We start from the raw sequence: 18,330 nt of genomic DNA, 5'->3' as shown, positions 1-18,330 counted from the left end.
GCGGCTGCGCGCGACAGGGGTGGAGCGATGAGCGATCTGACCACGACGACGGCCACAGGAGCGGCGGCGGGCGCCGGGGGCGCCGCCGACGCCGCCGCGATCGACAGCCGCCTGGAAGGGCACCGGATCGAGCTGACGGGGTACTGCTACCGCATGCTCGGATCCGCCTTCGAGGCCGAGGACGCGGTGCAGGACACCCTGGTCCGGGCCTGGCGCAACTTCGACAAGTTCGAGGGCCGCTCCTCGCTGCGCTCCTGGCTCTACCGGATCGCCACCAACGTCTGCCTGGACATGCTGAACGCGGGCAACAAGCGGGCCCGCCCGGTCGACCTGACGGGCCCCACACCGCTCGCCCAGGCCGCGCTGAGCCCCCGCCCGGAGAACGTCTGGCTGGAGCCGATGCCCGACGGCCGGATCCTGCCCTCGGTCCAGGACCCGGCGGAGGCGGCCGTGGCGCGCGAGTCGGTGCGCCTGGCGTTCGTCGCCGCCCTCCAGCACCTGCCGCCCAAGCAGCGGGCCGTGCTGATCCTGCGCGAGGTCCTCGCCTGGAAGGCCGCGGAGGTGGCCGAGCTGCTGGAGACGTCCGTCGCCTCGGTCAACAGCGCCCTGCAGCGGGCCCGCGCAACGCTGACCGAGACGGAGGGCCGGGCGGGCGATGTGGCGAACCCCCTCGACGAGGAGCAGCAGAAGCTCCTGGAGCGCTATGTGAAGGCGTTCGAGGGATACGACATGACCGCCCTGACCGCGCTGCTCCACGAGGACGCGGTGATGACGATGCCGCCGTTCGACCTGTGGCTCCGGGGCACCGGGGACATCACGGGGTTCATGACCTCCATCGGCGCGGCGTGCGCGGGCTCCAAGCTGGTGCCCGTCCTGGCCAACGGCTCCCCCGGCTTCGCGCACTACAAGCCCGCCGAGGACGGGGACGGGTTCGTGCCGTGGGCGGTCCAGGTCATCGACATCCAGGACGGGGCGATCACCGGGATGCACTGCTTCCTGGACGTCCCGCGCTGGTTCCCGCTGTTCGGCCTGGCCGACCGGCTCCCGGCCGACGCGTAGCCGTAGCAGTCAGCGGCCGGGGCCCGGCACCCCGCGCCGCCCCGGGGCCCGGCACCCCGGGTCGGCGCACCCGGGGCGCCGGGCCTCCGCCGGCAGCCGTACGCGCGTAGGCGCGCGGCCGGCGGCGGTACGGGCCCGGCGCCCGTGCGCGCCCGACGTCAGCGCGGGTCGGGCACCCGTTCCTCCGGGCCCTCCTCCAGGGTCACCACGTCGGCCAGACCCACCAGGTCCAGCAGCGAGCGGAGTTCGGGGGGCACGCGGCGCAGCCGCAGCGTGCGTCCGGACCGGCGGGCGACGAGCGCGAGGCGGGCCACCGCCTCGACCAGGGTCAGATCAGGCCGGATCACCCCGCCCACATCGCACTCCACCGCCGCGCCCGGGGCGGGGGCAGCCCCGCGCGGCTCGGCGAGGGCACGCTCCAGCTCGCCGCAGAGGCCGGGTACGTCGGCGCGGCTGACCCGGCCGGTCACGGTCAGGGTGATCGGATTCTCGGTATCCACACCAGGCAGACCGGACCGGCGGGCGAAATTCATCGGCCCCTCCGTGCGCCCCCTCCGTGCGGCCCGCCACGGAGGGGCCGTTTTGCGACAACTGTGAACTGCTGACGCCTTGTGCGTGAACCAACTCACCCAGCCTTACCTCTAGTTCGGTGAACCGACGGGCCGCAGCCGTGGTTCCCGCGTCGCTGCGGACCGGCGGAACCGAGAAACCATCGAGTTCTCCAGGGGGAGAGTTGCGCAGACACGTGAGAACCGCGTGCATACCGGCGGTCGCCACTGCCGTGGCCGTGGCGCTGGCGGCGGGCATGACCTCGTCCGCCGTCGCCCAGCCGGATCCGAGGGCGTCGTCCGACGCCCGGGCCCAGGACCGTTCCCAGGACAGGGAGCTGCGTCGGCTGACCCTCGTCACGGGTGACCGCGTCACCGTCGACGGCCGGGGCAAGCCGGTCGCCTTCCGGCCCGCGAAGGGCCGGGAGAACATCCCGGTGCAGCGGATGAGCACCAAGGGGCACACACTCGTCGTTCCGGCCGACGCCCACCGGCTGATCGCCTCCGGCAAGCTCGACCGTCGGCTGTTCGACGTCACCGAGCTGAGCCGCCCGGAGAACCTCCGGGCCCAGCGCGACGGTCTGAAGCTGATCGTCGGCTACCGGGGCGAGCAGGCAGCCGCCGCGAAGGCGCAGGTCCGCGACGCGGGCTCCACCGAGGTGGGCCGGAGCCTGACATCGCTGAACGCCGAGTCGGTGACCACACCGACCGCCGACGCGCCGGCCATCTGGAAGGCGCTCACCGACCGGCGCGCGGGCGGTGAACGGGTCACCACCGCGGCCGGCATCGACCGGGTCTGGCTGGACGGGGTGCGCCGGGCGAGCCTGGACAAGAGCGTCCCGCAGATCGGCGCCCCGGCGGCGTGGAAGGCCGGGTTCACCGGCAAGGGCGTCAAGATCGCGATCCTGGACACCGGGACGGACGCCACCCACCCCGACCTCAAGGGCCAGATCCTCGCGGAGAAGAACTTCAGCGCCGCCAAGGACACCAAGGACCGGGTCGGCCACGGCACGCACGTCGCCTCGATCGCGGCGGGCACCGGCGCCAAGTCGGGCGGGAAGTTCAAGGGCGTGGCCCCGGACGCCAAGCTGCTCGCGGGCAAGGTGCTCGACGACGACGGGTACGGCGAGGACTCCGGCATCCTGGCCGGAATGGAGTGGGCGGTCGCCCAGGGCGCCGACATCGTCAATCTGAGCCTCGGCGGGACCGATACCCCGGAGGTGGACCCGCTGGAGGCCGCGGTCGACAAGCTGTCGGCCGAGAAGGGCGTCCTGTTCGCCATCGCCGCGGGCAACGAGGGCGGCGGCGCGGGCACGGTGGGCTCGCCGGGCAGCGCGGACGCCGCGCTGACCGTGGGCGCGGTCGACGACCAGGACAGGCTGGCGGACTTCTCCAGCCGGGGCCCGCGGGTCGGGGACGGGGCGGTCAAGCCCGACGTGACGGCTCCCGGCGTGGACACCACGGCGGCGATCCCGTCCGGCTCGCAGATCGCGAAGGAGGTGGGCGAGAACCCCGCCGGCTACGCGACGATCTCGGGTACGTCGATGGCCACCCCGCACGTCGCGGGCGCGGCCGCCCTGCTCAAGCAGCAGCACCCCGACTGGGCGTACAGCGAGCTGAAGGGGGCGCTGACCGCGTCCACGAAGCCCGGCGCGTACAACCCGTTCCAGCAGGGTTCCGGCCGGATCGCGGTGGACCGGGCGATCGCCCAGACCGTCGTCGCCGACCCGGTCTCGGTGAGCTTCGGTGTGCAGCAGTGGCCGCACACCGACGACGAGCCGGCCACCGAGAAGGTCACGTACCGCAACCTCGGCACGAGCGACGTCACCCTCGGCCTGAAGGCGACGGGCACCGGCCCGGCGGGCAAGCCCGCTCCGGCCGGCTTCTTCACGCTCGGCGCGGACAAGGTCACCGTCCCGGCGGGCGGCACGGCGGAGGTGACGCTGACCGCCGACACCCGGCTGGGCGGCACGGCCGACGGCACGTACTCCGCGTACCTGGTGGCCACCGGTGGCGGGCAGACCGTGCGCACGGCCGCCGCGGTCGAGCGCGAGGCGGAGAGCTACGACGTCACGATCAAGCACCTCGGGCGGGACGGCCGCCCCGCCGTCTACGCGGACAGCACGCTCTTCCGCTTCGACGCCGAGTCCGGCAACCCGTTCCTGAGCCCGCCGGTCGTCGACGGCACGGCGAAGATCCGGGTGCCCAAGGGCACGTACGTGGTCGACTCCATGGTCTACGACGACCCGGACGACGTGACCAAGGGCGCCGACTGGATCGCGCAGCCCAAGGTCGCGGTCACCAAGAACACCTCGCTGACGTTCGACGCCCGCAAGGCGAAGCCGGTGAACGTCACGGTGCCGGACGCGAAGGCGAAGGCTCAGCTGTTCGCCCCGAACTACGTGGTGGAGACGGCGAACGAAGCGGTCACCTTCAGTCGGATGACGGATTCGCCGGCCGGCCTCCGCACGCTGCACGTCGGTCCGCGGATCACCGACGGTTCGCTGGCCCAGCACTGGTCGGGCACCTGGACCAAGGGCGCGTCGACCGAGTACGGCATCGCGGTCGGCGGCAAGGTCAAGCAGCTCGCGACCGGCTACAGCCGGAAGTTCACCGCCGGACAGCTGGCCAAGGTGAAGATCGCCATGGGGGCGGCCGCGCCGAAGAAGAAGGGTTCGATCACCGCCTTCCCCCTCCTGCCCACACAGGGCGGCGGCTGGGTGACCTCGGTCGATCAGAAGCTGCCCGGCACCCGCACGCTGTACGTCTCCACCGCGGACAAGGTGGCCTGGAGCTTCGACTTCGACCAGAAGGGCCCGGCCGACGCGGACGGCTGGCCGACGTACGAGGCCAACTACCAGGTCGGCAAGGAGGCGACGTACAAGGCGGGCAAGACGTACACGAAGTCCGTGAACACGGCGGTGTTCGGCCCGCTGGTGGACAAGGACTACGGCATCGTCCGTGAGGGCAACGAGATCTTCGGCTTCCTCCCGCTGCTGGCCGACGGCCGGGGCAACGCGGGCGGGATGCTGTTCACGTCGGCCGAGACCGTCCTGTACCGCAACGGCAAGAAGCTCGGCCAGAACAGCGACCCCTTGGTCAGCGGCGAGCCCTTCCGGGTCCCGGCGGGCGCGGCCGACTACAAGCTGACGACCACGGTCCAGCACAGCGCGAGGGTCAACCCGCTCTCCACCCGGGTGGACGCGGCCTGGACGTTTCGCTCGAAGAAGACCGCGTTCACCATGCTGCCCGTCTCCACCGTCCGGTTCACCCCGGCCGTGGGCGAGGACGGCCGGGTCAAGGCGGGCAAGACCGTCTCGGTGCCGGTGAAGGTGCACGGCGCGGCCGCGGGCAAGAACCTGAAGTCGCTGAAGACGTACGTCAGTTACAACGGCGGCAAGAGTTGGAAGAAGGTCACGGTCAAGAAGGGGAAGATCTCCGTCAAGAACCCGGCCAAGGGTAAGGCGATCTCCTTCTCCGCCAAGGTCACCGACAAGAAGGGCAACACCTCGTCGGTGAAGATCTACAGCGCGTACTTCGGCAAGTGACCCGGTACGTCCGGTAGTTCACGCTCGCATGACGGCGGCCCGCCGCACGGATCCTGATCCGTGCGGCGGGCCGTCCGCGTGTCAGCTGACCGGGAAGACGCCGGTGTCGATGACCAGCCCGAACGGCTCGGGAAGGGTCAGCTTCCGCCCGTACTCGACCGTTTCCAGCACCCGGTACGTACCGCCCTCGGGATCGCCGTACAGCGTCGCGGTCGGGCGGCCGGAGTGCCAGGGATCGAGGAGCAGGAACAGCTCCACCCCGGCCTTGGCGTAGCCGTTCACCTTGCTGACGCGGTCGTGGTCGGCGTTGGCGCGGGAGGTGATCTCGGCGACGAGCCGGGCCTCGGAGGCGGGGACGGTGTGACCGGTCCCGACGAGCAGCGCTCGTTCCATGACCACGAGGTCGGGGATGTAGATGCCGCCCCGCCCCGGCAGCGCGAGGCCGAGGGTCTGGTAGATCCCCCAGTCCTCCGGAATGACGGTGTAGAGCCTGCGCTGGAGCAGGGCAACGGTGGTGTGGTGGTCCTTGGACGGCGGCGGCGACACGGTGACGATCTCCTCGATGATCTCCACCTTGCAGCCCCCGGGTGCGTCCGTCTCCTCCCAGATCCGGACGAGGTCGTCCCAGTCCTCACCTTGCCCCTGGCCCGGCACGGGTTCACCGGTGAGTGCGCTCATGACGGTCTCCTCCATCGGTACGTCACCTGGGCCTCGCGTCCGAGTCCAGCATGCCGAACGGGACCGGCGGCATTCCACCGGCCCCGTTCACCCGTACGAGGAAACCGCAGGTCAGGCGATACGTTCCCGCACCACCGGCAGCGGTGCGAACGACGTGCCGGCCGGGGCGATGTCGTACGCCTCGGGCAGCGCCTTCAGCGCGTAGTCGAACTTCTCGGGGGTGTCCGTGTGCAGCGTCATGAGGGGCTGGCCCTCGGTGACGGTGTCGCCGGGCTTGGCGTGCAGCTCGACGCCCGCGCCCGCCTGCACCGGGTCCTCCTTGCGTGCGCGGCCGGCGCCCAGGCGCCAGGCGGCGACGCCGACGTCGTAGGCGTCCAGGCGGGTCAGTACGCCGGAGGAGCGTGCGGTCACCACGTGCTGCTCGCGGGCGGTCGGGAGCGTGGCGTCCGGGTCGCCGCCCTGGGCGGAGATCATCCGGCGCCAGACGTCCATGGCGGAGCCGTCGGCGAGGGCCTTCTCCGGGTCGGCGTCCTTGAGCCCGGCGGCGTCCAGCATCTCGCGGGCGAGGGCGAGGGTCAGGTCGACGACGTCCCTGGGGCCGCCGCCGGCCAGCACCTCGACGGACTCGCGGACCTCCAGCGCGTTGCCCGCGGTGAGGCCGAGCGGGGTGGACATGTCGGTGAGCAGCGCGACCGTGCGCACACCGCTGTCGGTGCCGAGCGCGACCATGGTGGAGGCCAGTTCGCGGGCGTCCTCGATGGTCTTCATGAAGGCGCCCGAACCGACCTTGACGTCCAGGACGAGCGCTCCGGTGCCCTCGGCGATCTTCTTGGACATGATCGAGCTGGCGATCAGCGGGATCGCCTCGACGGTGCCGGTGACGTCGCGCAGCGCGTACAGCTTCTTGTCGGCGGGGGCGAGGCCGTCGCCGGCGGCGCAGATGACGGCGCCGGTGCTGTCGAGCACGTCGAGCATCTCCGCGTTGGAGATGTGGGCCCGCCAGCCGGGGATGGACTCCAGCTTGTCCAGGGTGCCGCCGGTGTGGCCGAGGCCCCGGCCGCTGAGCTGCGGCACGGCCGCGCCGCAGGCGGCGACCAGCGGGGCGAGCGGCAGGGTGATCTTGTCGCCGACGCCGCCGGTGGAGTGCTTGTCGGTGGTCGGGCGGGACAGCGCGTCGAAGTTCATCCGCTCGCCGGAGGCGATCATCGCTGCGGTCCAGCGGGCGATCTCGGTGCGGTTCATCCCGTTGATCAGGATCGCCATGGCGAGGGCGGACATCTGCTCGTCGGCGACCTCGCCGCGGGTGTAGGCGTCGATGACCCAGTCGATCTGCTCGGGGGTCAGCTCGCCTCGGTCCCGCTTGGTGCGGATGACGGAGATGGCGTCCATGGGAGTCCTTCCGGCCGGGTGCGTACGCAAGAGTAAGAGTCCCCATCGACTCTACGCGCATAGAGGGGGAGAGGAGCGGTGGCCCTTCCGGGAAAAGGGAAGGGCCACCGCCAGGAAATACGGGGTTCAGCCGAGGTGTTGCGGGCCGAAGGCCTGGGGCAGCATCTCGTCCAGCGTGCGCCGCCCGTCGGGCGTCTCCAGGAGCAGCTCCGGGCCGCCGAACTCGTACAGCAGCTGCCGGCACCTGCCGCACGGCACCAGGATCGCCCCGGTGCCGTCCACGCAGGTGAAGTGCGTCAGCCGGCCGCCACCGGTGGCGTGGAGCGCGGAGACCAGACCGCACTCGGCGCAGAGCGAGAGGCCGTAACTGGCGTTCTCCACGTTGCAGCCGGTGATCGTGCGGCCGTCGTCCACCCGGGCGGCGACACCGACCGGATAGCGCGAGTAGGGGACGTACGCGCGGGACATGACGTCCCGCGCGGCCTCCCGCAGGGCTTCCCAGTCGGCCTCGCCGAAGGCCGCGGCGGGCGGGCCCCCGGCAGCGGGCGGGCCCCCGGCGGCGGGCGGCGTCACTTGCCCTCGCCCTTGCGGTACGACACGCCGTTGGCCTTGGGCATCCGCAGCCGTTGCGCGGAGAGCGAGAGGACCAGCAGCGTGGTGACGTACGGGGCGGCGTCGACGAACTGGCTCGGCACCTGGTCGGTCAGGAAGTACCAGGTGAACAGCAGCGCCGAGACGGCCGCCGCGATCACCGCGGAGACGTACTTCTTCTTGTACAGCTGCCAGATCACCGCGATGACCAGCAGGATCGCCAGCAGGAGCAGCATCGCGTGGACGTTCTCCGCACCGCCGCGCAGCTTGAGGCTGTCGGTGAAGCCGAAGAGTCCGGCGCCGAGCGCCATGCCGCCCGGCATCCAGTTGCCGAAGATCATGGCGGCGAGGCCGATGTAGCCGCGGCCGCCGGTCTGGCCCTCCTGGTAGATGCCGGTGGCGACGATCGCGAGGAACGCGCCGCCCAGACCGGCCAGACCGCCGGAGACCGTGACGGCGATGTACTTGTACTTGTACACGTTGACGCCGAGGGTCTCGGCGGCCACCGGGCTCTCGCCGCAGGAGCGCAGCCGCAGCCCGAACGGGGTGCGCCAGAGGATCCACCAGGTGGCGGGGATAAGCAGCAGGGCGACGACGGTGAGCAGGGACAGGCCGGTGACGAGCCCGCCGATGATCCCCGCGAGGTCGGAGATCAGGAACCAGTGTTGTTGTTGCAGGTCCTGCATCCAGTCCGAGAGCCCTGGGACGGTGATCCTGTCGATCGGATCGATGCGCGGGGACTGCTTGGAGGAGCCGCCCTGGATGCCGTCGAAGGCGAAGTTGGACAGGTAGCGGGTGACGCCGACGGCGAGGATGTTGATGGCCACACCGGAGACGATGTGGTTCACGCCGAAGGTGACGGTGATGACGGCGTGCAGCAGGCCGCCGAGGCAGCCGCCGAGGATGCCGAAGAGGACACCCACCCACGGGCCCCACTGGAACCCGGCCCAGGCGCCGAACCAGGTGCCGAGGATCATCATCCCTTCGAGGCCGATGTTGATGACGCCCGCGCGCTCGGCCCACAGACCGCCGAGTCCGGCGAGGCCGATCGGGACGGCGAGTGACAGGGCGCCGCGGACCTGACCGACCGAGGTGATGTCGTCGGCGCCGCTGATGAGGCGCACCAGCGAGATGAGGGCGAGCGCGCCCGCGATGATCAGCAGGACGACGGGCAGGGAGAGCTTGCGGCGGCCGTTGCCCTTCTTGGGGGCGGGACGTGCGGCGATGGTTTTGCTGGTGCTCACAGGGCCGCCTCCTTCTCGGTCGTGAGGGCGTGTCCGGCGGCGAGCTCCTCGCCGACCTTCTGCTGCTGGCGGCGGATGCCGTAACGGCGGACCAGCTCGTAGGAGACGACGACCGAGATCACGATCAGACCCTGCATGATCGTGGCGATCTCCTTCTCGTACCCGTACTGGTCCAGCGAGGCCGAGGACTTGTCCAGGAACGCGATGAGCAGGGCGCTGAGGGCGATGCCGAGCGGGTTGTTCCGGCCCAGCAGCGCGATGGTGATGCCGGTGAAGCCGATACCCGTGGGGAAGTCGAGGCTGTAGGTGTGGGTGTCACCGAGCAGCGTCGGCATGCCGGCCAGGCCGGCGACCGCGCCGGAGATCAGCATCGAGGTGAGGATCATCTTCTTGGCGTCCACGCCGGATGCCTGGGCGGCGCTCTCACTGGCGCCGGTGGCGCGCAGGTCGAAGCCGAACCGGGTGCGGTTCAGCACGAACCAGTACAGGAGGCCGCAGCCGGCGGCGACGAAGGTGAAGCCGTAGATCTCCCCCGCCATGTCGCCCATCGGCAGCCCCGGGAACCAGCCGGACTCCGCGATCTCACCGGTGGTGAGGTTGTTGGAACCGGCCGGCTGTTCGCCGAAGTTCTTCGGCAGGATCAACCAGGCGACCAGCGCGGTGGCGATCGAGTTGAGCATGATCGTCGAGACGACCTCGCTGACGCCGCGGGTGGTCTTGAGGAAGCCCGCGATCCCGGACCAGAACGCGCCCACGAGCATCGCGACGATCACGATCAGCGCGATGTGCAGCGGTCCCGGCAGGCTGACGCTCGCGCCGACCAGGGCGGCCACCATGGCGGCGAGGCGGTACTGCCCGTCGACGCCGATGTTGAAGAGGTTCATCCGGAAGCCGACGGCCACCGCGAGTGCGGCGAGGTAGTACGTACCGGCCTGGTTGACGATCAGGACCTGTACGTCGGCGTAGCTGGCCGACTCGAACATGATCCGGTACGGCTCGAAGGGGTGCTGCCCGGAGGCGAGCAGCACCACGGTCGTCAGCACGAGGGCGACGACCAGGGCGAGCACCGGGCCGGCGAAGCCCAGGATCAGCCGGTCCTTGTCGATCTTCTTCATCGGGCCTCGTCCTCCGGGCTTTCGAGGTGACCGGCGGCGGCGCCGGTCATGGCCGAGCCCAGTTCCTCCGGGGTGATGGTGGCCGGGTCGGCGTCGGCGACCAGTCGGCCGCGGTACATGACGCGCAAGGTGTCGGAGAGCCCGATCAGCTCGTCCAGGTCGGCCGAGATCAGCAGGACGGCCAGTCCTTCGCGGCGGGCCTCGCGGATCTGGTCCCAGATCTGGGCCTGGGCGCCGACGTCCACGCCACGGGTGGGGTGGGCGGCGATCAGGAACTTGGGCGCGTGGCTCATCTCCCGGCCGACGATCAGCTTCTGCTGGTTGCCGCCGGAGAGCGAGGCCGCGGTGACCTCGATGCCGGGGGTGCGTACGTCGTACTCGCGCACGATCCGCTCGGTGTCGGTGCGGGCCGCACGGTTGTCCAGCAGCCAGCCGCGGCTGTTGGGCTTCTCGGTGACGTGGCCGAGGATGCGGTTCTCCCACAGCGGGGCGTCCAGCAGGACGCCATGGCGGTGGCGGTCCTCGGGGATGTAGCCGATGCCGGACTCACGCCGCTTGCGGGTCGGCGCGTGCGAGATGTCGTCCGTGCCGAGCGTGATCACTCCGGCGTCCGGGTCGCGCATGCCCATGAGGGCCTCGATGAGCTCGGTCTGGCCGTTGCCCTCGACTCCGGCGATCCCGAGGACCTCGCCCTGGTGGATGGTGAAGTCGATGCCGGCGAGCACGTCGCGGACGGTGCCGTCGGGGTCGGTGACGGTGAGCCTCAGGTCCTGGACCCGCAGCATCGGCACGTCGGTGACGGTGGACTCGCGGGTCTCCGGGGAGGGCAGCTCGCTGCCGACCATCAGCTCGGCGAGCTGCTTGGTCGTGGTGGAGGCCGGGTCGGCGGTGCCCACGGTCGTACCGCGGCGGATCACCGTGATCTCGTCGGCGACGGAGAGCACCTCGCCCAGCTTGTGCGAGATGAAGATGACGGTCAGTCCCTCGGCCTTGAGCTCGCGCAGGTTGGCGAAGAGCGCGTCGACCTCCTGCGGCACGAGGACCGCGGTCGGCTCGTCCAGGATCAGGATGCGGGCGCCCCGGTAGAGGACCTTGAGGATCTCCACGCGCTGCCGGTCGGCGACCCCGAGGTCCTCCACGAGCGCGTCGGGCCGGATGCCCAGACCGTACGCGTCGGAGATCTCCATGATCTTCTTCCGGGCGCCGGAGCCGATGCCGTACAGCTTCTCGCCGCCGAGGACGACGTTCTCCAGGACGGTGAAGTTGTCGGCGAGCATGAAGTGCTGGTGCACCATGCCGATGCCGCGCTGGATGGCGTCGCCCGGGTTGGAGAACGAGACCTGCTCGCCGTCGATCGCGATGGTGCCCTCGTCCGGCTTCTGCATGCCGTAGAGGATCTTCATCAGGGTGGACTTGCCGGCACCGTTCTCACCGACGAGCGCGTGGACCGTGCCCTTGCCGATGGTGATGTCGATGTCGTGGTTGGCGACGACGCCGGGAAAGCGCTTGGTGATGCCGTGCAGTTCTACGGCAGGGGGACTGCTGGACGCGTTGATGACGCACTCTCCTTGGCCGGACAGGAGCGGGGGCGGAGGGGCTGGGGGTGTCGGAGACCCCCCTGAGGGGCGGGGGTGAAGTTATCGCGCCGGAGGGCTGTCTACACGCGTAGCGCTGCCGAATCGTGAAACACGGGTGCACGTCACGGTCCGGACGCGCGGCCCGGGCCGGGTGGGAGAGCACTGCGAGAGGCGGATCTTCTTCGAGTGGCGCTGTGGGAGGCCCGGCCGTCGGGCGGGGATGGGCCCGGGCCCTGTCCCTCCGCCGGCCGGAGTGCGGCGCGGGGACGGACAGGGCCTGGGGAAACCAGCCGTTCGGCAGGAGGGGCCGCGTGCTTACGGAGCGGTCTTGACGGTGATCTTGCCGTCGATGATGTCCTGCTTGGCCTTGTCGACGGCCGCGATGACGTCCGTCATCTTGGTGAACGCCGGGTTGGACATCGACAGGCCGACGCCGTCCTTGTCCAGGCCGTAGCGGATCTCACCGGTGGTCGGCTTGCCGTCCTGGACCGACTTGATCAGGTCGAACACCGAGTCCTCGACGTCCTTGGTGACGGAGGTCAGGATGGACTCCTTGTAGGCCGCGAGGCCCTTCTGCTGGTACTGGTCGGAGTCGACGCCGATGTTCCACTTGCCCGCCTTGGAGACGGCCTCGATGGCACCGGAACCGGCCAGACCGGCGGCCGAGTAGATCACGTCGGCCTTCTTGTCGAGCTGCCCCTGTGCGGCGGCCTTGCCGAGGTCGGGCTTGGAGAAGCCCCCGAAGTCCGGCGGCTGCGTCAGGTACTGCGGAAGCACGTTGACCGAGGCGTCGGTGTCCTTGACGCCCTGGACGAAGCCCGCTTCGAACTTCTTGATCAGCGGGGTCTCGACACCGCCGATGAAGCCGACCGTCTTCGACTTGGTGACCTTGGCGGCCGCGACGCCGGCGAGGTAGGAGCCCTGCTCCTCGTTGAAGACGATGTTGGCGATGTTGTCGCCGGTCACCGAGGCGTCGTCGATGATGCCGAAGGTGGTCTTCGGGAACTTCGGCGCGACCTTCTTGATGGCGGGCGCGTAGGCGAAGCCGACGCCGATCACCGGGTTGTTGCCGGAGCGGGCCAGCTCGGTGAGGCGCTGGACCTTGTCCGCGTCGCCCTCACCGTCGGAGGGCTCGGCCTCGCTGCCCTTGACGTCGAGTTCCTTCTGCGCCTTGTCGAGTCCGGCGTAGGCGGCGTCGTTGAACGACTGGTCGCCCCGGCCGCCGATGTCGTAGGCGATGGCGGCCTTTTCGCCGCCCGAGTCGGAACCCGCATCCGACGACGATTTTCCGCCACAGGCGGTGGCACTGAGAGCAAGCGCCGCGGACGCGATGCCCACGGTGGTGATCCTGGTGATCCGGCGCAAGGGAAGGCTCCTTCAAACCTGACCGAAGCGCCTCTTCCGGCGCTGGTTTCGCGGCGATCGTAACGCGCGTAGATGTCAGATAAGAGCACGTACGGAAGCCGTTACCGGATCGTCGTGAACAGAAGGCCTCCCGCAGGTCCACGAACGGCCCACGAAGACTGTGTCAACGCTCCGCTAACGGTTCCCGTCGAACAGGGCCGCGGCGGTGAACAGCTCGACTCCCACGGTGATGGCTTCCTCGTCCACGTCGAAGTTGCCGCGGTGCAGGTCGAGCCCGCGCGTGTCGCCCGGGGTCCGGACGCCGAGGCGGGCCATCGCGCCGGGCACCCGCTCCAGGTACCAGGAGAAGTCCTCGCCGCCCAGGCTCTGCTCGGTGTCCTCGATCGCGTACGATCCGCGGCGCTCGGTCATCGCGGCGTCCAGCAGGCCGATGGACTCGGCGTCGTTCACCACGGGCGGCACACCGCGCACGTAGTTGATCACGGTCTTGGCCCGGTGCATTCCGGCCACCTCGTCGATGGCGGAGTGCACCAGGTCGGGGGCCGCGCGCCAGGCGTCCAGGTCCAGGCAGCGGACGGTGCCGGAGAGCTCGGCGTGCTGCGGGATGACGTTGGGGGCGTGCCCCGTCTCCAGCCGTCCCCAGGTCAGCGCGAGCCCGGAGCGGGCGTCGACCCGGCGGGCGAGCAGCGCGGGCACGTCGACGGCGATCCGGGCTGCGGCGGTGACCAGGTCGGTGGTCAGGTGCGGCCGGGCGGTGTGCCCGCCGGGACCGTCGAGCGTGACCTCCAGCCGGTCGCAGGCCGAGGTGATGGCCCCGATCCGCAGCCCGATCCGCCCGACGTCCACCTTCGGGTCGCAGTGCACGCCGATGATCCGCCCGACGCCCTCCAGGACCCCAGACTCGATCGCGTCGACCGCGCCCCCGGGCAGGACCTCCTCGGCGGGCTGGAAGATCAGCCGCACGGCGTGGGGCAGCAGCCCCTCCCGGTCGAGCCCGGCGAGCACGAGCCCCGCCCCGAGCACGGTGGTGGTGTGCACGTCGTGCCCGCAGGCGTGCGCCCGGTCGGGCACGGTGGACCGGTAGGGCACGTCCGCCTTGGTGTCCGGGATCGGCAGCGCGTCGATGTCCGCCCGCAACGCCAGCATGGGCGTCACCCCGTCCCACTCCCCCACGTCGCACATGAGCCCGGTCCCGACGGCGAGGACCTTCGGCTTGAGCCCGGCCTTCTCCAGCCGGTCCTTGATGGCCGCGGTGGTGCGGAACTCCTGGTTGCCCAGCTCGGGGTGCATGTGCAGATCCCGGCGGAAGGCGATCAGCTCGGCACGCAGTTCGTCGGAGAGCCTGCCGGGCAGCGCACCTCCCCCGGACTGGCCGGCCGGGTGGTGGGGGCGGGAGGCGCGGGACTTCAACTGGTTCACCTTATGAAGCGTAGGCCCCTTGCCCCCTCAACTGGCCACAGATCAACAAAACTTCAGCCGCTCAGGCGAACAAAGTTCCCGTGAGGACGTGTGACGCAGGGTGGTTGCGGGTATACCCGTTCGCCTTCCGGACCGGGGTCCGTGCGCCTTGCGAACAGGACCGGAGTGTCCCGAACCACAGTCGCTACTCATCCCACGACGCCTCCGGTTCCAGGACCTGCGGCACGCGACCGCCACCCAGCTCCTGGAGACGGAACATCACCTCACCGTCGGCGTCTACGCCCGCGCGATCTCGATCGCCTTCGCCGTCGGCAACGGCATCTGCTCCAGTTCCTCGTCTGTCACCGGGACCGTCTGGTCCTTCGCGATCTCGTAGCCCTTGCCGATCTCGTCCTGAGAGACGACCTGGTCGTCAAGCTCGCAGACCTTCCGGGTCCGCCCCCGGCCCATTTCCGCCGGGTAGGCAGGCTCGCCCGTCGGCGATTATTCGCCGGTTCCAGTCTCCGTTCTCCGGCGGCTGGAACGCAGCGGGGGCGATGCGGCTGTCCTGCAGCGCGACGGGGCGGCACCGGTGCTGCTGGTCCTGCGCGGCGTTTCGGCATCCTGCGCAAAGGGCTCCATCCGTGCGTGAAATCAAGTCCCTGTTTGGCGTGGACCGACTCATTGGCTTCTTTTCGGCATTCACTTATCGGCCCGCCTACTCGCGTGAATTTCCTTTCACGTGGCGACCCTCACGTCATTCTGGTCGGATCAAGCCGAACCCACAGGCTCGAGCAGCCGTCGGCCGGCGGAAATCCCGGGAGCGGAGAACACCCCTCCCCGGAGCCTGTCGCGTCCGGGAAAGCGGGGTAGCCAACTGCCTGGTGCCCGAGAACCCGCCTTGGGCGCCCCCCTGGCCTGTGGTGGCCAGAATGAGGTCACGCGGTCATGCGGGCTGCTTAGTGTCGGTCCACAGCGCGGGGCCGAACGCTGGTTCACCTGACCGCCGAGCGACTCCGGTCGGCGGTCAGGGCCCACCGGCGTTCGGTCTCACCGGGACGGCGATCCACCGCCCACGATGAAACACCCGCGTCCGTGACCGAGAAACGGAGTTCAAGAATGGAAACGCCATCGCCCCAGGGCGGCGGGCCCGACCGGCAAGGGTGCATGATCGGCCTGTTCTGGATAGAACAGGACAGGGTGTGCCTGGGCTCGCCTCCGACCGAGGAGGACCCCGGTGTATTCCTCTTCCCGGACCGGCTCTCGATCGGTGAAGGCGTTCAGCAACAAACATGGCCCTGGACCGATATCGCAGACCTGCAAGTCCTGGATGTTCCGGTCCGTTCATCCGCCGCCCGGTGGGCGACCCGAGTGACGAGCGTCGTCGCCGCAGCACTGAACGCCTGGGGCCCCGGCGGCCCGTCGATGATGACCGCAGTGGTGTGCGCCCGGGACGACCATCGCGTCGAAACGCCGGTCTTCTCCGGCGCGGCCACCGCGTACACCCAGAATGAGGTCGACCTCTCGCTCGGTCTGCTCTCCCACTTCGTGCGGGGCAGCGCCACACCAGCCCTGCTGACGCGGTGGTGGCAGGACAATCAGCCGTCCGACGTCCTGCACTCCCATGAGCGCGAAGCAGTCCTCGAAGACTGGATGTCACCCTTGATGTGAAACCCACGTACCCGCCGGCGCTTCCACACCCCGAGAACGGCCCAGCGGTGAAGGGCACGTCATGAACAACACCGCGGAGGGCGCCGACTGATGCCGGTCGAGCAGCGCGCCGACTTCCGCCAGCCGTCCGGCGAGATCTAGTGCTGCAACCGCGTTTGCTGTGACGATGTGACGTCGTGGTCGTTGCGCTTGTCATGGGTGGGGACCTCAAAATCAGTGCGGCTACGACGGCGGCAGCATCAAGACCTGGACGTGGTCGGCTCAGCCCAACCGCACCTTCGCCACATCCGTGAGCAGTCGGGGCGTGACCTCAGGGTTCAGCTTCGCCCGAGCCCACGTGCCGGAGCGGTACGGCAGCTGATCGACCAGGCCCGATCGATCAGCGTGTGAGGACGCATGGACCAAGATGTGACCACTGTGTGTTCGGACACATAGTGGTCACATCTCTATCCCGTGCTCTCCACACTCGTACGATGAGTGATCGTCGACAGGCATCACACGAACCTCTTGTGCTCCCCCCGTCGCACACGTATCGACGCGTGGGGCGCGAGGCCCGGCGTCCAGGCCTCGGAAGGTTCTTCCATGTCTTCTGTCTCGCGTCGTGCTGCCCTGGGCATTCTCGGGGTGGGGGCAGTGGGTGCCACCGGGCTGGTCTACGACTACGTGAACGATGACGTTCCGACCGATGTCCTGCCCACCCGCGCCGCCAGCCGCACCGGCACGAACCCCGTGGTCACCGAGAACGCCCGCAGCGGGACCCGCGCCTGGCAGATCGAGAGCGACGTGACGCGCGCGGCGAACGACCGGGACGGGCAGATCCAGGGGTACGCCTCGACCACTTCCGCCGCCGCCGGGGACTCGGTGGCGTTCCATGTGTCCGTCCGGCCGGCCCAGGAGTTCACGGTCACGGTGCACCGGATCGGGTACTACGGCGGGCAGGGCGGCCGTGAAGTGGCGCAGAGCCCCGCGTTGCGCGGTGTCGCCCGTGCCGTGCCGGAAGCCCATCCGGAGCACGGGATGATCGACTGCGGCTGGCCCGTCTCCTGGACCCTGGACATCCCGGACAACTGGGTCTCCGGTATCTATCTCGCCGTGTTCACGACGAAGGACGGGCACCGCGGCAGTACCCCGTTCGTCGTCCGGGAGACCGAGCGGGCGTCGGACATCCTGGTGGTTCTGCCCTTCACGACCTACCAGGCCTACAACGCCTGGCCGCAGGACGGGCGGACCGGCAAGAACCTCTACAAGGGGTTCGACGCCCGGGGGAAGAACGGCGGGAACACCGAGCGTGCCTTCAAGGTGTCGTTCGACCGCCCGTACTCCGACGGCGGACACCCTCTGTGGTTCGAGATGGACAGCAGTCTCGCCCGGTGGGCCGAGATGTCCGGCTACGACGTCACCTACGCCTCCAGCCTCGATCTGCACGAGGGCCGGGTCGATCCCACGAAGTACGCGGCCATGGTCTTCCCCGGGCATGACGAGTACTGGTCCCGGCAGATGCGTGACGTCGCCGAGAAGGCCGTCACCTCGCGCACCCATCTCGCGTATCTGGGCGCCAACAACATCTACTTCCACATCCGCATGGAGAAGTCGCCGTCAGGCACCGAGAACCGCGTCGTCGCCTGCTACAAGCAGGACCCCGACCCGACGCCGGACGAGCACGGTCCGACCGTGCGCTGGCGCGATCTGGAGAAGAAGCGCAAGCACGCCGAGCAGCGTCTGCTCGGCGTGCAGTACAACGGCATGCTCGCCAAGCCCGTACCGCTCGTCGTGCGCCGGTCCGACCACTGGCTGTGGAAGGGCACGGGACTCGCCGACGGCGACGAGATACCGGACCTCATAGGCGTCGAGGCCGACGGTCGCGACCGCAAGACCAAGCTGCCGCGCAGGGCGGCCCAGCAGTTGCTGTCCCACTCGCCCTACCCGGACAGCATGGGGCGCGGCGAGCGGATCCAGAACACCAGCCTGGTCCAGCACCGCGACGGGACCATGGTCTTCGTCGCCGGCACCTTCTTCTGGCCGCTGGCGCTCATCTCCCCCGACCACATCGACAGCCGGATACAGACGGCGACCAGCAACCTCTTCGACCGGATGCTGACCCGCACCGTACGGGCGTAGGTCCTGTCGTCGAACTCCCGTCGTCGCCC

Annotated in this window: 13 protein-coding genes and 1 pseudogene; 4 read left to right on the top strand and 10 right to left on the bottom strand. The window is 69.8% G+C overall.

Features of this window, described 5'->3' with window-relative positions:
• Positions 1–27 precede the first annotated feature (27 nt).
• Entirely contained in the window at positions 28–1,059 is a 1,032-nt protein-coding gene (locus D581_RS0104420) for a sigma-70 family RNA polymerase sigma factor (RefSeq protein WP_018956024.1), read from the top strand.
• A gap of 158 nt (positions 1,060–1,217) precedes the next feature.
• On the opposite strand, the gene D581_RS0104415 is transcribed toward D581_RS0104420, so the two are convergent.
• Entirely contained in the window at positions 1,218–1,592 is a 375-nt protein-coding gene (locus D581_RS0104415; protein WP_026290195.1) for an STAS domain-containing protein, read from the bottom strand.
• 212 nt (positions 1,593–1,804) lie between these two features.
• Here D581_RS0104415 and D581_RS0104410 point away from each other — a divergent pair, with 212 nt between their 5' ends.
• Complete coding sequence (locus D581_RS0104410; RefSeq protein ID WP_486585794.1) at positions 1,805–5,155, top strand: S8 family peptidase; 3,351 nt, start codon at positions 1,805–1,807, stop codon at positions 5,153–5,155.
• A gap of 81 nt (positions 5,156–5,236) precedes the next feature.
• On the opposite strand, the gene D581_RS0104405 is transcribed toward D581_RS0104410, so the two are convergent.
• The 9 genes and pseudogenes from D581_RS0104405 to D581_RS1000000139350 form a co-directional block, all read right to left on the bottom strand.
• The gene (locus D581_RS0104405; protein WP_026290193.1) at positions 5,237–5,833 is read right to left on the bottom strand and encodes a Uma2 family endonuclease; all 597 of its coding nucleotides are present in this window, start codon (positions 5,831–5,833) and stop codon (positions 5,237–5,239) included.
• Between the two features lie 111 nt (positions 5,834–5,944).
• Positions 5,945–7,222 carry a thymidine phosphorylase gene (locus tag D581_RS0104400; protein ID WP_018956020.1) on the bottom strand — a complete coding sequence of 426 codons (1,278 nt, stop codon included), beginning with the start codon at positions 7,220–7,222 and terminating at the stop codon, positions 5,945–5,947.
• 126 nt (positions 7,223–7,348) lie between these two features.
• On the bottom strand, positions 7,349–7,795 hold the full coding sequence (locus tag D581_RS0104395) for a cytidine deaminase (RefSeq protein ID WP_018956019.1): 447 nt from the start codon (positions 7,793–7,795) through the stop codon (positions 7,349–7,351).
• Positions 7,792–9,057, bottom strand: a complete 1,266-nt coding sequence (locus tag D581_RS0104390; RefSeq protein ID WP_018956018.1) for an ABC transporter permease — start codon at positions 9,055–9,057, stop codon at positions 7,792–7,794. The genes D581_RS0104395 and D581_RS0104390 overlap by 4 nt, the downstream gene beginning before the upstream one ends.
• Positions 9,054–10,172, bottom strand: coding sequence for an ABC transporter permease (locus D581_RS0104385; RefSeq protein WP_018956017.1), 1,119 nt, complete (start codon positions 10,170–10,172; stop codon positions 9,054–9,056). The genes D581_RS0104390 and D581_RS0104385 overlap by 4 nt, the downstream gene beginning before the upstream one ends.
• On the bottom strand, positions 10,169–11,752 hold the full coding sequence (locus D581_RS0104380; RefSeq protein WP_051114537.1) for an ABC transporter ATP-binding protein: 1,584 nt from the start codon (positions 11,750–11,752) through the stop codon (positions 10,169–10,171). The genes D581_RS0104385 and D581_RS0104380 overlap by 4 nt, the downstream gene beginning before the upstream one ends.
• A gap of 312 nt (positions 11,753–12,064) precedes the next feature.
• On the bottom strand, positions 12,065–13,114 hold the full coding sequence (locus D581_RS0104375; RefSeq protein ID WP_018956015.1) for a BMP family lipoprotein: 1,050 nt from the start codon (positions 13,112–13,114) through the stop codon (positions 12,065–12,067).
• Between the two features lie 174 nt (positions 13,115–13,288).
• Entirely contained in the window at positions 13,289–14,524 is a 1,236-nt protein-coding gene (locus D581_RS0104370) for an amidohydrolase (RefSeq protein WP_018956014.1), read from the bottom strand.
• Positions 14,525–14,821: 297 nt separating this feature from the next.
• Positions 14,822–14,986, bottom strand: a pseudogene (locus D581_RS1000000139350) (Ku protein); the annotation flags it as partial.
• 693 nt (positions 14,987–15,679) lie between these two features.
• Between D581_RS1000000139350 and D581_RS0104360 the strand changes: the two are divergent.
• Positions 15,680–16,183, top strand: a complete 504-nt coding sequence (locus D581_RS0104360) for a hypothetical protein (RefSeq protein WP_106434346.1) — start codon at positions 15,680–15,682, stop codon at positions 16,181–16,183.
• Positions 16,184–16,765: 582 nt separating this feature from the next.
• Positions 16,766–18,301 (top strand): N,N-dimethylformamidase beta subunit family domain-containing protein, encoded by a 1,536-nt coding sequence (locus tag D581_RS0104355; protein ID WP_032752531.1) that lies wholly within the window; start codon positions 16,766–16,768, stop codon positions 18,299–18,301.
• Positions 18,302–18,330 lie beyond the last annotated feature (29 nt).

Source organism: Streptomyces sp. CNB091 (assembly GCF_000377965.1).
This window is presented reverse-complemented; position numbering and strand designations above follow the sequence as displayed.